Annotated in this window: 23 protein-coding genes and 1 tRNA gene; 11 read left to right on the forward strand and 13 right to left on the reverse strand. The window is 39.6% G+C overall.

Going from position 1 to position 19,907, the window contains the following annotated elements:
* Positions 1-875: 875 nt before the first annotated feature.
* Positions 876-1,310, reverse strand: a complete 435-nt coding sequence (locus CXF95_RS15540) for a type II toxin-antitoxin system PemK/MazF family toxin (RefSeq protein WP_157828158.1) — start codon at positions 1,308-1,310, stop codon at positions 876-878.
* A 686-nt stretch (positions 1,311-1,996) separates the two neighbouring features.
* On the opposite strand from CXF95_RS15540, the gene CXF95_RS15545 reads away from it, so the two are divergent.
* Complete coding sequence (locus tag CXF95_RS15545) at positions 1,997-2,758, forward strand: hypothetical protein (protein WP_101199552.1); 762 nt, start codon at positions 1,997-1,999, stop codon at positions 2,756-2,758.
* A gap of 393 nt (positions 2,759-3,151) precedes the next feature.
* Here the strand turns inward: CXF95_RS15545 and CXF95_RS15550 are convergent, their stop codons facing one another.
* From CXF95_RS15550 to mutY, 12 genes are all read right to left on the reverse strand, one after another.
* Positions 3,152-3,484 (reverse strand): hypothetical protein, encoded by a 333-nt coding sequence (locus tag CXF95_RS15550; protein WP_101199553.1) that lies wholly within the window; start codon positions 3,482-3,484, stop codon positions 3,152-3,154.
* Between the two features lie 686 nt (positions 3,485-4,170).
* Entirely contained in the window at positions 4,171-4,500 is a 330-nt protein-coding gene (locus CXF95_RS30020; RefSeq protein ID WP_198556605.1) for an HGGxSTG domain-containing protein, read from the reverse strand.
* Between the two features lie 73 nt (positions 4,501-4,573).
* Positions 4,574-5,458, reverse strand: a complete 885-nt coding sequence (locus CXF95_RS15565) for a hypothetical protein (RefSeq protein WP_101199555.1) — start codon at positions 5,456-5,458, stop codon at positions 4,574-4,576.
* A 6-nt stretch (positions 5,459-5,464) separates the two neighbouring features.
* The gene (locus CXF95_RS15570; protein WP_101199556.1) at positions 5,465-5,707 is read right to left on the reverse strand and encodes a hypothetical protein; all 243 of its coding nucleotides are present in this window, start codon (positions 5,705-5,707) and stop codon (positions 5,465-5,467) included.
* The gene (locus tag CXF95_RS15575) at positions 5,704-6,021 is read right to left on the reverse strand and encodes a helix-turn-helix domain-containing protein (protein ID WP_101199557.1); all 318 of its coding nucleotides are present in this window, start codon (positions 6,019-6,021) and stop codon (positions 5,704-5,706) included. Before CXF95_RS15575 ends, CXF95_RS15570 begins: the two co-directional genes overlap by 4 nt.
* 10 nt (positions 6,022-6,031) lie before the next feature.
* Complete coding sequence (locus CXF95_RS15580) at positions 6,032-6,310, reverse strand: AlpA family transcriptional regulator (RefSeq protein WP_101199558.1); 279 nt, start codon at positions 6,308-6,310, stop codon at positions 6,032-6,034.
* A gap of 159 nt (positions 6,311-6,469) precedes the next feature.
* Positions 6,470-7,324 (reverse strand): hypothetical protein, encoded by an 855-nt coding sequence (locus CXF95_RS15585; protein ID WP_157828159.1) that lies wholly within the window; start codon positions 7,322-7,324, stop codon positions 6,470-6,472.
* 109 nt (positions 7,325-7,433) lie between these two features.
* Positions 7,434-7,613 (reverse strand): hypothetical protein, encoded by a 180-nt coding sequence (locus tag CXF95_RS15590; protein WP_101199560.1) that lies wholly within the window; start codon positions 7,611-7,613, stop codon positions 7,434-7,436.
* Positions 7,614-7,632: 19 nt separating this feature from the next.
* The gene (locus CXF95_RS15595) at positions 7,633-8,880 is read right to left on the reverse strand and encodes an integrase domain-containing protein (protein WP_101199561.1); all 1,248 of its coding nucleotides are present in this window, start codon (positions 8,878-8,880) and stop codon (positions 7,633-7,635) included.
* A gap of 148 nt (positions 8,881-9,028) precedes the next feature.
* Positions 9,029-9,104 (reverse strand) — tRNA-Phe (locus CXF95_RS15600).
* A 178-nt stretch (positions 9,105-9,282) separates the two neighbouring features.
* Positions 9,283-9,555: an oxidative damage protection protein gene (locus tag CXF95_RS15605; protein WP_101199562.1), complete on the reverse strand. Its 273-nt coding sequence runs from the start codon at positions 9,553-9,555 to the stop codon at positions 9,283-9,285.
* Between the two features lie 24 nt (positions 9,556-9,579).
* Entirely contained in the window at positions 9,580-10,647 is a 1,068-nt protein-coding gene (gene mutY, locus CXF95_RS15610; protein WP_101200078.1) for an A/G-specific adenine glycosylase, read from the reverse strand.
* A gap of 78 nt (positions 10,648-10,725) precedes the next feature.
* Here mutY and CXF95_RS15615 point away from each other — a divergent pair, with 78 nt between their 5' ends.
* The 10 genes from CXF95_RS15615 (at position 10,726) to CXF95_RS15660 (ending at position 19,818) form a co-directional block, all read left to right on the forward strand.
* Entirely contained in the window at positions 10,726-11,454 is a 729-nt protein-coding gene (locus tag CXF95_RS15615) for an alpha/beta fold hydrolase (protein ID WP_101199563.1), read from the forward strand.
* Between the two features lie 123 nt (positions 11,455-11,577).
* Positions 11,578-12,297, forward strand: a complete 720-nt coding sequence (gene trmB, locus CXF95_RS15620) for a tRNA (guanosine(46)-N7)-methyltransferase TrmB (protein ID WP_101199564.1) — start codon at positions 11,578-11,580, stop codon at positions 12,295-12,297.
* Complete coding sequence (locus CXF95_RS15625; RefSeq protein ID WP_101199565.1) at positions 12,297-13,322, forward strand: class I SAM-dependent methyltransferase; 1,026 nt, start codon at positions 12,297-12,299, stop codon at positions 13,320-13,322. Before trmB ends, CXF95_RS15625 begins: the two co-directional genes overlap by 1 nt.
* Before the next feature lie 18 nt (positions 13,323-13,340).
* Positions 13,341-14,759, forward strand: coding sequence for a glycogen synthase GlgA (glgA, locus tag CXF95_RS15630; protein ID WP_101199566.1), 1,419 nt, complete (start codon positions 13,341-13,343; stop codon positions 14,757-14,759).
* A gap of 31 nt (positions 14,760-14,790) precedes the next feature.
* Complete coding sequence (locus tag CXF95_RS15635) at positions 14,791-15,090, forward strand: hypothetical protein (protein WP_232787875.1); 300 nt, start codon at positions 14,791-14,793, stop codon at positions 15,088-15,090.
* Between the two features lie 113 nt (positions 15,091-15,203).
* Complete coding sequence (locus CXF95_RS15640) at positions 15,204-16,853, forward strand: sensor histidine kinase (protein ID WP_198556606.1); 1,650 nt, start codon at positions 15,204-15,206, stop codon at positions 16,851-16,853.
* 103 nt (positions 16,854-16,956) lie between these two features.
* The gene (gene arcA / locus CXF95_RS15645) at positions 16,957-17,664 is read left to right on the forward strand and encodes a two-component system response regulator ArcA (protein ID WP_101199567.1); all 708 of its coding nucleotides are present in this window, start codon (positions 16,957-16,959) and stop codon (positions 17,662-17,664) included.
* 115 nt (positions 17,665-17,779) lie between these two features.
* Positions 17,780-18,268, forward strand: coding sequence for a TlpA disulfide reductase family protein (locus tag CXF95_RS15650; protein WP_198556607.1), 489 nt, complete (start codon positions 17,780-17,782; stop codon positions 18,266-18,268).
* A gap of 12 nt (positions 18,269-18,280) precedes the next feature.
* Positions 18,281-18,505, forward strand: coding sequence for a DUF4266 domain-containing protein (locus tag CXF95_RS15655; protein ID WP_101200082.1), 225 nt, complete (start codon positions 18,281-18,283; stop codon positions 18,503-18,505).
* Positions 18,496-19,818, forward strand: coding sequence for a DUF3570 domain-containing protein (locus CXF95_RS15660; RefSeq protein ID WP_101199568.1), 1,323 nt, complete (start codon positions 18,496-18,498; stop codon positions 19,816-19,818). Before CXF95_RS15655 ends, CXF95_RS15660 begins: the two co-directional genes overlap by 10 nt.
* Positions 19,819-19,907: the final 89 nt, after the last annotated feature.

Genomic DNA, 19,907 nt, shown 5'->3' on the forward strand with positions numbered 1-19,907 from the left:
AAAGACTTATGGTTGCCGTCAATAGAGCTGAAGTAAACAGAATCCACTTAAATGTTTCTTGCAGAAGAAAAAAATGTGTCAGCGTCAGAAAAAAATAGAGAAACGCAAAAAAGTAAGCTACGGGCCTAAGTAGGTCCAGCTTTTCATTATCGTTTTGTTTTTTCAGACCATGTCGATTCAAAAGGAACAACCACCTCAAACTATCTATTCGGATTAATTCTAGAAGAATGCCCGATAATGTTAGCCTATAGATAGCTAGAATACTTAGCTTGATTAAATTAACAAGCCAGTCATTGTAAATACTATTAAATGACTCTAAATATTTGATTGAATAATAATGGGTGTCGCAGTAATTATTCTTGCATTACAGGGGGAGTTTAAGTGATTTCAGTTAACGTAAGTGGTTGAGGTTTAAAAACTAAAAAGCCCCGAACATTGCTGTTCAGGGCTTCTAGAATAATGGTGCCAGACTCGGAATCTTGAATTGGCATCAATTCATTGATTTTATTAAGTAATGCTATTTAATTGGTGCTCGCGTGTTACCAAGTATGTTACTAAAATATAAATTGATACTTTAAATATTACATCGCTCATCTGACCAGTAAAATAATTTCAAAGTTATAAGAATGTAAGGAAAGTTTAGGGTTATTAAGATTCAATACCCTTAAAAATGACAAAGGCTCCATAAAGGAGCCTAAAACACAGCGTCAGATAGCTTGTCATCGCATGTTCTGGGCTGGCTGTACAGGACAGACCTGTGTACAGTCTCAAAAGCCTGATGCATTGCAGAGCAGGAACACATTAATTATATATCACGTTATGTGGTATTTCAAGGAGGGTGGCTATATTTTAAATACGTCTATGTGCGTCTATGGTTATAAATGTTTACTTAAGCCTCCTAAATTTAAACCACATAATAAGCAATTATAAATCCCCTTCATATTTTCACGCCCTAGCCTATCCGTGAAATAAACCCGCTTATTAGTATTAGGATCTCGCTTACCTAATCTTATTGCTTCTAACCGATTAAAGCCTACGGTATAAATCATGTCCGCCTTTACCCAAGTATCTTTTGACTGGAAATTACCCAGTTGTGGTAATGACGATTTTGGCAGCACATAATGATAATTCTGCTTTGGGTTAGGTTCAGTTGTGCTTAAACATATTATTGTAACAAGCTTCCCTCTACCCACGATTGATGGTGCTACAACTAAGACGGGGCGCTTTTTAACCATTTCTGGTTCTTCAAATCCTTTGCTGAAGTCACACATCAAGATTTGCCCTACTTTAGGATGAAAAATTATTGCCACTCGTAATATCCCTTTTTTACTTGCTTGGTCTAAGTGATTCATCTTAAACATATATTTGGGTTTGAACAGTTCAAAAATGACCCATTTGTAAAACCATTGCTAATCTTTGATGTAAAAGTTATAAAACGCACTTATTGATTCGTATTGGAATTTAACTAATGCTGGAGCCATACAAGGAAAATAGTTTAAATAGTCTAGGCAATGAGATTATAAAAGTTTTTAATTTCGCGGGTGTATAAAAAGTTTTGAAAGTTGCGGGTGTGTAAGAAAAGCTGTGTCGTCGGTACTGGTTTATACGACTGTAGACTTTTGACCCGCCCCTACCCATGCGACCACTTTACATTTGAAAGCAGACCAAAGCACTGAGACTAGATCAATCAACCAATTATAATGTCTAACCAGTGAAGTATTTGCCTCCATAATGGACTGTTGAATCATGAGCTAACTTTCGTTAATCGTATTAGTAAGGCTTAAATCGATGGGTCGCTATAAGTGATAATAAAAAATTTAGGTGACGCGCCTAGGACTCCCTTTTTGTTTACTTAGCTGATATTCATCAAATTAGAAATGGTAAATTATCTGGGGTGGTGGAATTAGATTGCCCACCCAAGTATTTAGTTTTAGTTAGTGGTAGAGTTTATTTCTAGAGATGACAGTCAGTAACATTAAGTATAAAAGGAGTTATTATGCGCAAACTAATCTTATTTTTTCTAATACTCGCATTTAATATCAATGCAAGTGCAAGTGAAGTCCATGAAGCCATAATTAAAGAATTACATATACGTACAGAAAAAGGACAGAATGAACTGATGGCAGATTTGGTAGAGTATATTCTAGCGAATCCATCGACTAATTCAGCAAGTTTCGATCCAAAAATTTCACTTTTCACATCAATACCGTCACTGTCAGAGTCAATATTAGAAACTTATGACACTAAAATACTTCTAAAGAAAATGCTGACTGATTCGGGTTTTGTTTGTAATGCCCCGTTTGTTAAGGCTCTACGAGTGAGCGGCATTACTTATCATTTTTTACTTCCAGTGCGTTCAACAAATGATAAGGAATCAATAAATGGGATAAGATTTTTGCCCCATACGAAATCAGCTATCCTCGAATACGGTGGTACGGATTATAATTCCATCTATAGCAAACCTATTTATGAAAAGTTTTGGTGCACACAGTTCACATACATTGATAACCAAACCGGAAAAACTAGGTATGAAGAACGGCCAATCGTTCATGCGTTTGAAGGAAGCATTTACCATTACGATGATTGGTTTTCTAAAGACTGCATTCGAGACATTGGGTTTTCCCTTTATAAAGAAACTGGAGTGATGTATGGAATGAGACAAACGCAATTTGTTGAGAATCAGCTCGTTCAGTCAAGAGGGGTTATCTACAGATTATGTGAGAAGAATTTTATTCAGTATCTTTATGACAAGCTTTAAAAATGGTAACAATGGAAGCTTAACTACCTAGCCATGTTATTGAAATGGATTTGGCAAGTCACGTACAAATTGGAATTTGCTTGGCGGCGAACCCATATGGTGAAACCTTATAGAGTAACTTGAGTGTTCAGATAAGCATTGTAAAGGGGTAGCCTAAATGGAGTTCGTTTGGCATTTAATATTGTCAACCCTTGCCGTGATCTTGCCGTTGCTGTGTCATCCCAAAACTAGACTGTGTACTTTTAGACGCGTTTAACATAAGAGGTTTTAAGAGGTTTACATTTAGTTGTGAACGTTATCCTTATGTTATCCCTTTTTTTCCTTTTGTATGCCTTCTGACTCAGCCTCTTTTTAGGCTTTTCGTCCGTTTTATTTTCCATTGTGATGTGCTCGCTATTTTGAAATAAAAAGTTTATTCAAGTACGCCCAAACCCTTTTATACCATGGATTATTTACGCAAAGTTCGTCAAATGACCTTGATTCTCGAGTGATTCTGAGAGAGGGTGATAAAGGAATAGGTAATTCTAGTTCTTGCCCATTTGATGACGTAATTGTCTTTGGAACTTTCCTGCCAATAACAGTAACTACACCACTACTAGCAATCGTAGAACCATCAGTAAGCATGAGACACATGAAGTCATCATAGGGTTCATCAGGTGTGCTTAAAGGTTTACCGTCAACGGTGTAAACAATGTCATTATCAGACTGTTTTTTGTCTTCGCTCATATCTATTTCCCTTTGAGTAACCCTTGCCCTAATCTTGCCCCTTACATGGGGTTTGATTTAATCCTAAGCCCTTTAAGGGGCTTTGTTCAACCATAACATTTATCAACATCACATGGACTTTGTATGTAACCCTAATGTCATCCCTCTCATGGGGTTTGCTTAACTCAACATTACATGGGCTTTGAACCCTTGACCTAATCTTAACTCTTGTGGTGATCTTGTGGTGTATAATTGATTTAGCCTTGTTGTGATCTTGTTGCTCTTCAAGGAACGATTTAGCGAGTTTCAATGTCAACTTTTGTCAACGTCAAATGGGCTTCTTATCTTAACGTAGAGTTACCTTTTTACGTGATTGCATTGACATCCAATCTCGCTGTCACATCGCTGTCTAAGTCTGTCTAGACCTCGCCCTAATCTCACCCCTTGCATGAGGTTTGTATGGTTAGTGTAATGTTAGTGTTCACATGGGGTTTGATTTTTAGATGATGCCTTTACCTGACTCCTTATCCTAATCTTATCCTTGAGGGTGGTACTACAATTAGTCTTTCAACTACAGGTTTTAACAGGTTCACATGGAGTTTGATGCAAATTACTAATTCTATTTAACAAGAACTTACTATCGCTTACCAAGCATGGTTCTTGCTCCAATCTTAAGAAAGGCTTCAATATTATTTGCTAATTCAATGTCAGGTTTTGTGAGGTTCACATGGGGTTTGTCGTCTTGAGTTCATCGATACTCGCTTTTTACCCTCAGGAGTAACAGGCCCAGTGCTAGCGCCACCGTGATACTTACAGCGACCATTTGCCCAACTTGTGCCGTCATTCTTGCAGGGATGGCCTGAGCGCGTTTTAGCTTCGCATTTCATGTCACGACAAAACTCAGGGTAGGGTAAACACTCTCTTGGTTGGCCTCTATATCCGCCGGCCACCCATTCCTGAAAACGTTCAGTAGAATCTTTGTAATAAGCCTTTAGTGCTTTTACCTGTTTAGCTCTTAATATTGGGTCTGTAATCATGGTGTTTGCCTTAATTTATGTTTAGGCCATTTTTTAAAATCATTCATAGTCGATTTTAATTATTCAATATTTGTTAACTTGCTGAATCATAATCATCCATCCACTCATCTATTGATTGTTCCTCTGGTACCTTACTATTAGGTGTTAAAGGGATTACGTTATACGTCATTACTTGATTACTTAGAACGTGGTTTGCAGCCCCCGTACTTAAATCCCCCTTACTTTCAAACTCCCGCACTTGTTTTACCCCGCACTTTGAATCAGCGGATAGGGCAATACTGGTAAGGCCTTCGCGGATATCCTTATCGCCAATGTTTGTCACCAACTCTTGTTGCTGCTCCTTGTCACCAAACCTTATCGCCGTTTTATCGCTGGCTTGTCGCTCGCTTATCGCCGCTTTATCGCCAAATAGCTGGTTAATACTTTTTTCAGATAGTGATAGTGGTGCAATCGTTTTGTTTGCTAACTTGCCTTTTTTTACTCTTTCAGCAACAAAATAAACATCCTTTAGTTTACTCATAGATTTGTGCCATTCAGATTTACGTCGCGGTATATCTAACGATGTTTTTATCCAGAACATGTAAAAGGATGAACGAGTGCCAATATGAAATTTCCCCTCTGGTAATGGCTCTCCTGCTTTTTTATTACCAGTTGTTCTTTTTCGGTTTAAATCGGCATTGAATGCTGCATAAGTATATTCATCTGTTAGTAAATCAACAAAGTGAACCTTGATGCCAGGTGCTACTCCATTGTAGTAAATACCGGTTTGGTAATAGACATAACAAAATATTGATTGGTTTGATTGCAGTGCTATTTCTGAAATGATTTTGGTTTGATTGTTGGCGAGCCAATCCCTAGGGACAGGCTCACCACTTTTGGGCGTGATAATTAATTGGCCTTGGTAAAGTGCTATGCTATCGCCTCTTTGCAAAAGACCAAGAGTTAAGTTCTTTGTCATGATTTATCACTCTAAACCGTTTACACAATCATTCACTATTCCAAGCTGTATAAAGCTTTGTGCGATAATTTCATGATTGGCTTTAAGGTCTTCAGATAAGTCATTTAAGATGCTCATGCAGCCGCTCAAATCATTATCTGAGTGTGTTGATAGTCCACCAGCTTTTGCCAATAAACCAGACAAGCTACTAATCTGATTTAGTTGGCGTTTATGTTGTTCAAGCTTGGAAAATACCTTCTGTGTTTTCATGCTGCTATTACCTCGCTATCAAAAAGGTTAGCTGGTGGATTGTTAGCAAAATAATATCTTGCTACTCCACTATGAGTTTTGCCTTCTTCGTCTGTATAGCGTTCAAGCACCTTTTCAATTTTGTAACCTTGTTGCCTTAGCTCAAAAATTCTAGGCGCGGGTGCCATAATTCCAATCCTACGAATTTCAGGTGTATTGGCTGATTGATGTTTATTAATAAATGCTATAATTTGATTACGTTGTGTTGCTGCACTCGTATCTTGTTTATTTGGATTGGCATTGCATCCATTGTTGGGAGTAGTGTCATCTTTCATACATTCCCCCTTATGCCGCTAGCTGTTTGAGTAATTCATTAGCGGAGGTTTCGCGCTGTTTAATTAGTGCTTTAACTATTTCTCGAATTTCACAATCTGATTTGTTTACTGACCTTGCAGCCAATACCGCTTGAACTTCATGCTCAAACAAACCGACACTTCTTGCACCTAAATTAATATATTTGGGTAGAAGTCCTAATTTGATTTGTTCAAATTGCGTAGTAGTTGATAGGCCAGTCAGTGCTTTGATTTCTGGCTTGCGAATTACTTTAAGTGGTTGGTATTGCATGATATTCACCTCGGTTACTTGTTAATATTCGTAACGGAGTATGAATATGTTTTGAGGCCTTTTTGAGTGCATTACCAACGTACCCAAACAGAGTTAAGGCATTAGTACCAATACATTAACCCTTTAAATACAAGGCATTTAGGTATAGTAACCAAACATTTAATTTCTTTCGTTTTTGGGCTTCCATTCTGATAATTCTGGCTTTTGTTTACCGCCTAAAGTTACATTGTTTGGTGTAGACACTTTAATAATTGAATCGATAACAGCTTTTTCAGTAATCCCTTTTGTTTTTAGATGTTCACTTAATTGCGGCTTGGCGGGCTTTTTCATATTTGCTGGTAAATCTTTCCAAGCTTCTTCAAACAAGGTGTATGCAAAATATAACGAATTTGGGGTGTCATCTTTATTTATCAATTCAATTAAAGAATTTGGTTCATTTAAAGGTTGTTCGAATTTCGATTCATTTTTTTGTATGCATTCAAACCTCGTTAACTCCTCCACAGTAATTACTAAGTCACTAATCCCTATACTTATCGAATCTTTATCTCTAAGGCGGCAAATTAATTCATAGTCTCCCATGAAAATTCCAGTGTTAATTGAGTACTCGTCAATCTGATACCTTCTACCATCACGTATTTCTGATAGTTTATAACCTTCTAAACCTGCCACTTCTTTGTCAGATAGCAGTTTAACCACGTGTGAAGAAAGGTAGCCAAGACATCTCAGTGGACTCTTAGAGTAAGGATGGCACTTGTCTCTGTTTGCTATATCAAAATCGTCACTTCCGCTAAAATGCAAATCATCTAAGAAATCTGATTTACCACCTACGTCTCTTGCAAAGTCTTTACGCTCAACGAAATAAAATTCAGATGGAAAGTATCTTTCTTCGAGTTTATGCCAATTGATAAATAAACTTAGCTGATCAGTCTCCGCTAGATGCATTATGTCAAAAGTATCGCAATTCCACCTTTTACAAACGGAAAGAATTGAGTGCCATTTTATAGGTAATTCCATATCGTCCCTTATCGATTCCCTAATAAATCACCAAGTCAGGCCAGTAGGGTTCTGGCTGTTCGGGAGCTACCCTAGACTTGGTAAAGCGTTACTATGCAACACTGGATTATTATTGTCGTCTTTTAATACTCTTCGCCAAACTTAATGCTTGTAAGTGGAATGCTATGTACATTTCCACATTGTTTTGTGTCAATGCTTCATTAGCCAGTAGGAATAATTCTATAACCTTGTCTTTGTCCGCTTCTAAGTATGGAGCCAATTGAACAATATTTTCTTTCTGCTCTGTCATTACTTTGAATCTCCGTTGGTTATTGATTAACTAATCTAAGTGATTGCTTGGCATTGGCTAGGCTCATGTTGCCTGTAGCTGCTTGTTCGATATGATCAGACCACCATTGCATCATCACTTTGCGCTTCTCAAGGTATGTAGCGCGATTGTAAGCGGCTCTAATCTGATTTTTATCACCATGAGCAAGGGCGGCTTCAATCACATCGCTGTCAAAGCCTTGTTCGTTCAATGTGGTGCTTGCTAAGGCTCGCATTCCATGTGCCACCAGCCGACCTGCAAAGCCCATACGTTTGAGCGCCATGTTTGCCGTTTCTTTATTGGCTGATTGGTGTGGGTGTTTGTTTGAGGGAAATATATGCGCTCTATGGCCGCTGAATGGTTGCATAAGCTCTAAAATGGCTAGCGCTTGATCTGATAGTGGTATGTGATGCTCTTTACCCATTTTCATGCGTTCAGCAGGTATTACCCATAGTTTGCGTTCGTAATCTATATCAGACCAAAGTGCTTGAGACGCTTCACTAGGCCTAACCATAGAGTGTAATTGCCATTCTAAAAGACAACGGGTAGTAAATTTAATACTGGCGAAGTTAATAGCTCTCATTAGCTCTGGCAATTCATCAGGCTTCAATGTTGGATAGTTAACTACTTTACGGGCGGGTATTGTTTCTTTAATGCCTGTAAGTGGGTTGTGATGCACTAAACCAATATTTACGGCATAGGTCATAACGTTATTCATACGCCTAGCAACCTTGCGCGCTATCTCGTAGCTATCACGGCCAACAATGGCATTAAGCACCTCAATTGCCTTGGGTGCTGTTATTTCGTCAATAGGGAGTTTGCCTATTCGGGGAAATACGTCATTTTCTAGTGAACGCCATATTTTATCCGCTGAATTAACTTTTACTTTGGTGCGCTTAATATCCATCCAACTAACAGCCACTAATTTAAAGGTATTGTTTTGTGCCTCTTCTTTTTGTTGTGCGACTTCTTCTCGATGGAATTTCGGATCAATGTTTTGTTCAAGCAATGCTAAGTAAGTTTGCTTAACTACTCTAGCTTGAGCCAAAGACATGACAGGATAAGTGCCAATTTTTAAGTTACTACGTTTTTTGGTGATGGGGTGGCAGTAGTTAAACAACCAAGATTTTGCACCACTAGGCTTTACTCTGAGCATTAACCCGCCACCATCGGCAATATTAAACTCTTTTTCTTTGGGCTTAATGTTGGTTAGTTGGGTCGGATTTATGGGTAAAGTTTGGCGCGCCATTGTAACACGTCCTTATGTAGCCGCTGTGTGTTACATAGAGTGTTACCAAAAAACTGAAAAGAAGCAAACATTGACGAACGTTACAGAATGCAAATGCTAGATAAAACAAAGGCCAGCGTATGAGGCTGACCTTTGTCGTTTACTATAATGGTGCCCAGACTCGGAATCGAACCAAGGACACGAGGATTTTCAATCCTCTGCTCTACCGACTGAGCTATCTGGGCATCAACTAACAAGTGTCTTTTTAGACTGCCTGATTCGCTGAAGGTGCGTATTAAACGGATTTAGGCCTTTTAAGTCAACCCCTTTTTAGGGAAATATTGCAGATTGCTTATAGATTGCGCAAATTCCCTACTAAAACAGCTTAGTTCAGCTAAATGGTCACTTTTAAGTTGGTTGATTTTAGCTTTTTGGGGGCACGTAACCTTGGATATCAGGTTCTTTGCCTTCAAATAAATAGCCTTGCATTTGGGCTTCTAAGAATTGCCTTGCGGTTGGCTCCATCATGTTGAGTTTATTTTCGTTGATCAACATGGTTTGTTTCTTTTGCCATTCAGTCCATGCTTCTTTGCAAATATTGTCGAAAATTTTCTTACCTAGTTCACCTGGGTAAAGCTGGAAATCTAGACCATCGGCTTCTTTTTGTAGACGTTGACAAAATACTGTTCTGCTCATAATGCTCCTAATCAAACTGGATAATTAAAATGATGTATTGATTGTACTAAATAGTTTCTTGGTTGGCGCGGCTAATCCAACATTTTGTGGCTGGGTTAAGTCGTACCACATTTGTGTGTCTTCCATAACTTGTGCAACAGGTTGTTGTTTTAGGTGAAGCACAACCGGCTGTATGTCTAAATGAAAATGACTAAAGGTGTGGCGAAAAGGGCTGAGTGATTGTTGCTGGATATCGTTAAGCCCTAGGCTTGATGCTCGTTCAATAATTTGTCCTGTATTTTCAACCTCGTGAAAACCCCATAAGCCACCCCATAATCCTGCTGGTGGACGTTTGTATATTAACAGCTGTTTTTGCCACATGGGGATTAGCATGATGGTAGAGCGCACCGGAATGGTCTTTTTCGGCTTTTTGTGGGGGAACTCAGTTTGCCGTCCTTGCACAAAGGCTAAGCAGTCATTGTGCACGGGGCAAATTTCACATTGTGGTTTGCTGCGGGTACAAAGTGTTGCGCCCATATCCATCATGGCCTGCGTATAGTCTGCTGTTCTGTTTTTTGGGGTTAATTTGTCTGCGTATTGCCATAGGTCAGTCTCAACCTTTTTATTGCCGGGCCAGCCTTCAATAGCGTAATAGCGGGCCAGTACACGCTTAACATTGCCATCGAGAATACTGTGATGTTGACCACAAGCTAAAGACAAAATAGCACCAGCAGTAGAGCGACCAATACCTGGTAAGGCGATAAGTTGTTCTAACTGTTCAGGGAATTTTCCCTGATATTCATCTCGAATGATTTGCGCTGATTTTTGTAAATTGCGCGCCCGGGCGTAATAGCCTAAACCGGTCCAATGGTGTAATACTTCATCTTGTGCTGCATTTGCCAAACTTAATACATCAGGGAATCGCTGCATAAAAGCTTGGTAGTAGGGGATAACTGTTTTTACCTGGGTTTGTTGCAACATGATTTCAGACACCCAAACTGTGTAAGGAGTTTTATTTAGCTGCCAAGGCAGATCTTTTCTGCCATTTAGGTCAAACCAAGCTAAGACTTTTTCGCTAAAAGGTGTATGTGTCGCTTTAATGTTGTGTGGCACTGAGTAAGGTTCTGTTGTTCTTGAGGTAATTACCGGATAATACCCTAACAAACTTGAAATAGTTCATTTGAGAATAGATTGCCAAAAACAAACGATACCACTTATCAAATTGACCAGCCTGTTGTCTTCTTCCCAGGCACATTGTGTGATGAAAGAATCTTCAACTCTTGCTGGCAACATCTAGATATTCCTATGCGGGCTTTTGTACCTTTGCAGTGGGCAGAAGATTTAGCCCAAATGAAAATGTTAAGTGCAGACCGTCTCGCCTATTTTGAACAACCCGTGCATTTGGTGGGATATTCTTTGGGGGGGTATATCGCAGCGTTGACCGCCTTAGAAAATCAAAGTCATATTGCATCTCTAACGCTTATTGCTAGTACCTGTGACGAATTACCTAAAGCTGAAATTCAGCAGCGTCAACAATTGCTTAAGTTAATCAAAAATAAACAATATAGCGGTATGACTGAGACCCGTTTGAATAGTTTTTTTCATGACTGCCATCATCAGAATAGCGAATATGTAAATATCCTTAAACAAATGGAACAAGACTTAGGTGCTGCGGTTTTAGCTGCGCAAGTGGGAGCGATTCAACCCAGAAAAAATCTGCTTCCCGGTTTATCTACATGCTCTTTTCCTATTCACATTGTTAGTGGCGTGCAGGACAATTTGGTGAGTGATGCAACCATGCTTGCCATGCATAAATTTTTGCCAAATAGTGATATGACCTTAATTGAAAAAGCGGGACATATGTTGCCGATTGAACAATCTAGAGCATTGGCGGAATATTTAGCGTTAAAAATTGGATAAACTATGCCGTCTGCCTTGCAATCAGTCTGTGTCGCCGGATAATGCGCCACACAAAGCGCTGGCAACATCAACATTAAGCATGGACTTGTCACCAGCAATATTTTTTTGATATGAGATCTAAATATGAGTCAGTTTAAATCTGAACAAGAAGCCGCCGAATCAGGGGTGTATATTCGCAAAATTCAGAGTTTTGTAAAACGAGAAGGGCGCTTAACGACAGGTCAGGCGAAATCAATCGAACAAAACTGGCCCATTATGGGTTTAAAGCATACTGACGGCTTACAAAATTTTGCAGAGGTTTTTGCTCGCAAAGCGCCAGTGGTTTTAGAAATTGGTTTTGGTATGGGCAAGTCTTTGGTTGAGATGGCGTTAAATGAGCCAGATAAAGATTTTGTTGGGATAGAAGTGCACCGTCCAGGAGTGGGCACTTGTCTAAGCGAAGCTGCTGAGCACAATGTGCATAACTTAAGAGTATACGAGCATGATGCGGTTGCAGTGTTTGCTGATTGCATAGCTGATAATTCTTTGGCCCGTGTGCAGTTGTTTTTCCCTGATCCTTGGCATAAAAAACGCCATCACAAAAGACGAATTGTGCAGTCTGATTTTGTGCAAAAGCTTAGAAACAAGTTAGCCATTGGCGGTGTGTTTCATATGGCAACTGATTGGGAAAACTACGCTGAACATATGTTGGTTGTAATGTCTGAAGCTGAAGGTTTTAATAATCAATCAACGACTAACGATTATGTGCCAAGACCCGAGCAGCGACCGCTTACTAAATTTGAACAGCGTGGACATAGATTAGGCCACGGTGTATGGGACTTAATGTTTGAGAGGATATCTTGATGCTGTCTGCTCCTAGCCAATTATTGATGCGTAATAAAGAAACCTTCGCACAAGGCAAGTGGTTACTGGTTAACCCAACCGATAGCCACATCGCGGAACAACTTAACAATCCTGACATTGACGTGTTTCACCAATACTTTGATATTTATCAGCAAAGTTGTGCTGCCGGAAATTCAACGCAACATAGTTTCACTGCTGCTTACCCTACGGATGACAAATTCGACGGTGCGATTATTTACATGCCTAAGTCTAAAGACCATGCGAAAATGTTGATTGCCAATGTTGCAGCCTGTCTTAAGGAAAATGGCAGTTTGTTACTTGTGGGTGAAAATAAAGGCGGCGTGAAAAGTGCGGCTAAAATCCTCGAGACAATTAGTTCTCAAGTAAACAAAGTCGATTCCGCACGTCACTGTGCATTATTTGGTGCACAAATAGATAAACCAGTAAAACCCTTTGAACTAGTTAAATGGCAGAGTGAAATTGAAATTTCTGTTGCTGGTTTAGACTATAAAATATGTTCTTTACCGGGCGTGTTTAATCATGGCGCAATTGACCTAGGTACTAGGGTGTTATTGGATAACTTACCTGAAATAAAAACGGGGCGATTGTTAGACTTTGGTTGTGGTGCAGGTGTGATTGGTTGTTACCTTGGGTTGAAAAGTCCAGAAAGTGAAGTGGTGATGAGCGATGTCAGTGCCTTAGCTGTGCACTGCTCAAAAGAAAGTGCCAAGCTGAACCACCTCAACATTAATGTGATCCCGTCAAACGGTATGATGGATGTACAAGGCAAGTATTCTGCCGTGTATACTAATCCACCATTTCATACCGGTATTCAGACTGACTACTCTGTTACTGAAGAATTTATTGCCCAGCTAAAACAATACCTTGCTAAAGGTGGTTCACTGACATTGGTAGCGAATAAATTTTTGCGTTATTCTGAATTACTTGAACAGCGGTTTAGTGCGGTGGGTCTTATTGCCCAAACCACTAAATTCAGTCTTTACCATTGCGCTCGCATAAAATAGAAAAGGTTAGCAGCTCGAATGAAAATATTGTTTGTTGTGTCTGAAGTGGAAGATCTGGTGAAAACAGGTGGTTTAGCTGATGTTGGTAAAGCTTTGCCTTTGGCATTGGCTGAGTTGGGTCACGAAGTGACAATAGTCATGCCCTACTATAAACAATTAGCAAATAAATTTAACGCAGCAGACTGTTGTGATAAACAAATTTTAGATGCTGGCCACCAATCTTATGAGTTTGCTGTTAAACGATTAACCTTAGAGGGCTTGCCAGTATTAGCGGTTGACTACCCAGCGTATTTTGACCGTAAAGGTCTGTATTCTGACGATTATCATGCTTATCCAGATAATGCTGAACGTTTTGCATTTTTTGCGAGCGCGGCATTACAAGCTTCAAAAGCAGTAGGATTTCAGCCTAATATTGTGCACTGTAATGATTGGCATACTGCACTTACACCCTATTTCGTTAGCATTGACGACTCTGGTTTTTTTGCTCAGGCAAAAACAATTTTTACTATTCACAATGGGGCTTACCAAGGGACACATCAATTTAGCGATATTGCTTTTTTGCAAACACATTATAAATTACACAGCCAGTTGGACGGGGATGCTTTAAATTTTGTACGTATGGGGATCCGTTATGCCAATAAAATTAATGCTGTCAGCCCTAACTATGCACAAGAGCTACTGACACCTCTTGGCTCGCATCACTTATTTAATGAGTTTCAAAACCGACGGGATGACGTGTCAGGTATTTTAAACGGTTGTGATTATAGCCAGTGGGATCCTATTAATGACCCATATATTGCAAAAAACTATCATCATGCTGACTTGTCTGGCAAAAAAGCCTGCAAAGCCGAATTACAAGAAGAGTTAGGGCTACCAAAAAAAGGGCGCGTACCTATCATTGGTATGGTGTGCCGTCTAACTGACCAAAAAGGCTTTGGCTTTATTTTGCCTATGTTAGATAAATTGATGCAACACGAAGTGCAAGTTGCCATCATTGGTACGGGCGATCCTCAAATTAGCCTGTATCTACGAGAAATGACCGACAAATACCCAAAAAAAATGGCGTTTGTTGAAGACTTTAGTGAGCGTAAAGCACACCTGATTGAAGCGGGTAGTGACTTTTTTCTTATGCCCTCTTTGTTTGAGCCTTGTGGCTTGAATCAAATGTATAGTTTGGCATACGGCACCTTGCCTATAGTCAGAGCCGTTGGCGGGCTTAAGGATACAGTAATCGATTTGGCAGAGGACCCAGACAATGCCACTGGGTTTGTATTCGAACAGCCCGATAGCAGCGCATTGTTATCATGTGTACAGCGTGCCTTGCTGTTTTATCATGAGTCGCCTAAGGTACTTGCGTTAACACAACAGCGAGCCATGCAACGCCGTTTTACTTGGGAAGCCGCTGCTAAAGACTATCAAGCACTATATCTGAGCTAATAATGTTAATGAAAGGCAGGGTTATTCTTTTTTGTTGTTTACTGTTGGTTGGGCTGACAACAACAGCTCACGCATTACCATCCAAATGTTTGCAGGCTTTGGAAAGGCAAATGCTTGTCAGCATCTTATTTATAAAAAGGCTGCATTACCTGTGGCGTTTTTGGATGTAGATAAAGGTGCTATTATCTGCATCTGTTTAAGGGATTTTAAAGGATTCAGAAATACTGCAACCAAAAAAATTGAATCAATAGCACAACACATTACCCTTCAGAGGCTGGCAGAAAAACACCAGTTAAGTGAGCAAGATATTATGACTTTAATCAGGAACTGACTTTTTAGATTAGAAAACATGCGTAAATTAAGTCAACTAGTTTCAATTTGAACGTTTATGTATCAATATCGTAAATGAAGAGTTGTCAGACTAAGGAATACGTAACAAGCAATATGGCCTCAGACACTAAATTTTTATCTATTAAAAGCCTGATCATATGGGTCGTTATGGCTATTACATCTTTGTCATTGATTTTGTCTTCAGGTGTTAATTTGTATAGTCAAATCAGTACCTATCGACAATCTCTGCAGGACAACGTGTTAATTTTTTCTGAGATGATTGGTCAAAGCGCATTAAAACCCATGATTAACGATGAAGGTTTGGTTGAAGAACAAAACCTCAAGCATCTGGCTGCATCCAACATCATTGAAAATGTCCATATTTATAAAATTATTGATCAGGAAACGCCCGACTTTTTTGCGAGCTATAACAAAGCAGGTATAGCACCAGTTAAAGCCAAGTTTGATCAAGTAGAAGCGCTGATTAATCCTAAAATGAAGGGTGGTGTGATAGAGATTATACGGCCTATTCGTAATGATGGAGACCTGTTGGGATACGTGTATTTGCGCGCTTCATCAGAAACATTAGAAAACCTGATCGCCCAGTCAATTATGATTACTGTCAGTGTGTTGTTGATTTGTTTGCTGATATGTTTTTTCTTTACTTTAAAACTACAAAATGCGATTACGGCTCCTATCAATATCTTGGTTAAATTAGTGCAACGGATTTCGCGGCAAAGGGATTATTCAAGCCGAACAGAGCTGCATGGTATTAAAGAATTAGATATTTTAGGTGAGGCGTTTAACAACATGTTACAACGCACCCAAGAACATATGGAACGGCAAACTAAAGCGGAATCTGAACAGGCAAAATTAAATTTGAGTTTGGAGGGTAAAGTACAGCAACGCACCATGGCCTTAAAAGAAGCCAATAACGAATTGATCCAAACCTTAGAAAAACTTCACCAGTTTCAACGGCAAATGGTGCAAAACGAAAAAATGGCATCTTTGGGCGATATGGTTGCCGGTGTGGCTCATGAGGTCAATACTCCTATTGGTCTTGGTGTCACGGCGTCAACGATGATGTTAGATAGACTGTCTGATATGCGTAAAGCTTTTGAAGACAAAACGCTCAAAGCCAGTTCTTTATCGAAGTTTATTTCTGAAGGCGAAGAAAACCTTAATATTATCTATCGTAATCTCAATCGGGCGGCTGAGCTGATTTCAAGCTTTAAACAAGTCGCCGTGGATCAATCCTCAGAAAATAATCGGGTTTTTTCTTTTGCTAAGTTGATGGACGAAATATTAATGTCGATGCGGCCTAAGTTAAAAAAGGTAAAGCATCTGATCAATGTGAATTGTGCAGATAATTTAGTGGTTGAATCTAAAGCTGGGCCGATTAATCAAATTATGATCAACTTAATCATGAATTCTATTATTCATGGTTTTGAAGATGTGGATCAAGGACAAATAGATATTACCATTGAATCTGTCGATGACACTAAGATCAGTATCGAATTTAAAGACAACGGCAAAGGTATACCAGAACATTTACGAAAGCGTATCTTTGACCCTTTTGTCACCACTAAACGTGGTCAAGGAGGCAGTGGTCTAGGTATGCATTTAGTTTATAACTTAGTCACACAGGCCCTAAATGGCTCGATTTCTATTGTTAGTGAAGAAGGTCAGGGTGTTCAGTTCAGAATTTTATTCCCTGTCAAAATGGTGGATATCAACAAAGTACATAGTGGTTCTTTTGTGTAAAAGCATAAATTTTATTTTTAAATGCAACTTTAGTTAGATAAAACCCTGAATTTTAGATATTTTCTGATAAACTTTTACACAAATTCCTAACCAGGCTTGAAACATGCAGACTCCTAACGTATTAATTGTTGAAGATGAAGTGGTCACACGTACCACCCTTAAAAGCTTGTTTGAAGCAGAAGGATATAATGTATTTGAAGCCGAAAATGGTGAACAGATGCATGACATCTTCGCAAACAACACTATCAACCTGGTCATTATGGATATCAATTTACCCGGTAAAAATGGCTTGATTTTGGCGCGGGAAGTGCGTGGCCGTAAAAATATTGGTTTGATATTTTTAACCGGTAGAGATAACGATGTAGACCGAATTTTAGGTCTAGAAATTGGTGCTGATGACTATCTTACTAAACCTTTTAACCCTCGTGAACTGACTATACGCGCCCGTAACTTATTGACACGTACAACTAATAGTAACGAAGATGATGATCTGCCAAGCCGTGTAGGCTTTAACGGTTGGATATTAGACAGTGATAGCCGTAGTTTGATTTCTCCTAGTAGCAAAGAGTTTCGTTTGCCACGGAGTGAATTTCGAGCATTGCATTTGTTTTTGAACAACCCAGGTAAAATTCTGACACGTGAACAACTTATTATGGAAATGACCGGCCGTGAATTACGCCCTAATGACCGCACAGTTGACGTGACGATCCGTCGTATCCGTAAGCATTTTGAATCAGAAATAAACGCGGATGATTTGATTGTCACTATTCATGGTGAAGGTTATCGCTTCTGCGGTTCTTTAGATTCATAATTACCTGTTTATAGTCCTATTTTAGAAAGCTCCTTAGGGAGCTTTTTTATTGCCTTAAGTTTTACTTAAGTTTCAACTTCTAGAATGATCACAAATTATCTAGAAGGCCAATAATTTGCGTCAGTTCCTACTAAGTTTGCTGGTTATTTTCATCAGCTTCACACCACTATCATTAAGCTTTGCCAAGGAGATTGCAGCGCCAGATTTTGCTATCTCTAACGATCAGTTACCTAACAAACTATCTGATTTAAAAGGGCAGGTCGTGTATCTCGACTTTTGGGCTAGCTGGTGCAAGCCATGTCGTAAGTCATTTCCTTGGATGAACCAGATGCATCACAAATATGCTGGAAAAGGTTTGCAAATCATTGCCATTAATTTAGATGCGGAAGCGGCTTTGGCAAAGACTTTTTTAGATAAAGTACCTGCACAAATCCCCATTGTTTATGACCCTGAAGGCAAAATCGCAAGAGATTATGAGTTATTGGGTATGCCAAGCAGTTATTTAATCGATAAGAAAGGCAAAATCCGCTTTGCACATAAAGGGTTTTTCACCCGAACCCAACCCTTATATGAACAAGAATTAAATTTATTACTTAACGAATAGGAGTAGCCAATGATGCTAAATAAAGCACGAATTACCGTCGCATTTTTGATAAGTACCCAACTTGTTGGTTGCGCAAACTTAGGAGTGCAGCCATGGGAGCGTGATCTGCTCGCCAAAGAAGAAATGGCTTTGGACGCCGAAGGTAACGATCTTGGGTTAGATGACCATATTTATTTTAGTAAAGAAGGCACCAGTGGTGGTCGCGCGTTTGCTGGTGGAGGTTGTGGATGCAATTAACATCGAAAAACCATTTAACTAACAAACCGAAGAAAGTTGCCAATGTGAATACGGCACTCGCTGCTGCAACTTGTGCTTTATTGGGGGCATCCCCGGTCGCTTTAGCCGATGAAGGCGTATGGGAAATGGATGCGGCACTGCTGTACTACGGAGAAGCAGATAGAGTCACTGCCGTTGAAGGTGTTTTTTCCGCTAAAAAAGATTTTGGCGATGAGCATATTTTTTCTGGAAAAATCGTGCTTGATTCACTCACTGGTGCTTCTGCATCTGGTGCTGTGGCGCAGCCTAATGCCCAAACTTATACTCGTCCATCCGGCAATGGGCAATATGTTATTGCCGCTGGTGAAACACCTTTAGATGACACCTTTATCGATACCCGAGTGCAACTTGAAGCACAATGGACTCAACCCCTTTGGGACGACATGCGAGGCAGTACAGGTGTACATCTTTCAAAAGAGTATGACTATCTGTCTGTGGCAGTTAATGGCTCTCTAGCCAAAGACTTTAATCAGAAGAACACCACAGTTTCTGCAGGGTTATCTCTAGCATTTGATTCTATCGATCCCGAAGGTGGACGGCCCGTTGCTTTTTCTGAAATGGTTATCGACAAAGGTCAATTTCCCAATGAGCAAGCCTATAGAGCGGCTTTTGATGCCACAAGGCAGACAGATACCGACGATAAAACTACGGTAGACTTATTGTTGGGAGTGACACAAATTATCAACCGCAGAATGTTAATGCAATTTAATTACGGTTTCTCTATGTCTGATGGATATCACACCGACCCCTTTAAGGTATTAAGTGTGGTTAATGACCAAGGGTTAACTCAATCATTATTGCATGAAGACCGGCCAACAGAGCGCACCCGACATAGTTTCTATTGGCAAACAAAATATGCCTTGGATGTTGGTGTAGCTGATGTTTCTTATCGGTACGCCACCGATGACTGGGACGTCTCATCGCATACGATAGATTCTAGATTTCGATTTAATTTGAGTGATAATACTTATATTCAGCCTCATTTTAGGTATTACCAGCAAAGTGCTGCGGAGTTTTATCAACCATTTCTAATGGAAGGTACAACCCTACCTACATTTGCCACTGCAGATTATCGTTTAGGCGAAATGACCGCTTACACCTTAGGCATAAAATACGGAATGAAAATGTCTAGTGGTAATGAATGGGCATTTAGGTTGGAATATTATCAGCAAGATCCTAAAAATGCTGGTTTCGACGAGCCCGGTGCTTTACAGCAACTCGACTTATATCCCAGCGTGAAAGCAGTGGTTGCACAAGTCAGCTATAGCTTTTAAAGTAGGATTTTTGCCCTAAGGACTGCCTTTGTCAACAGGCTCTTTTAATTTAGAACAAAAAGGCGACCATATGATTGGTCGCTTTTCTG

This window comes from Paraglaciecola sp. MB-3u-78 (genome assembly GCF_002835935.1).
Classification (GTDB): Bacteria; Pseudomonadota; Gammaproteobacteria; order Enterobacterales; family Alteromonadaceae; genus Paraglaciecola.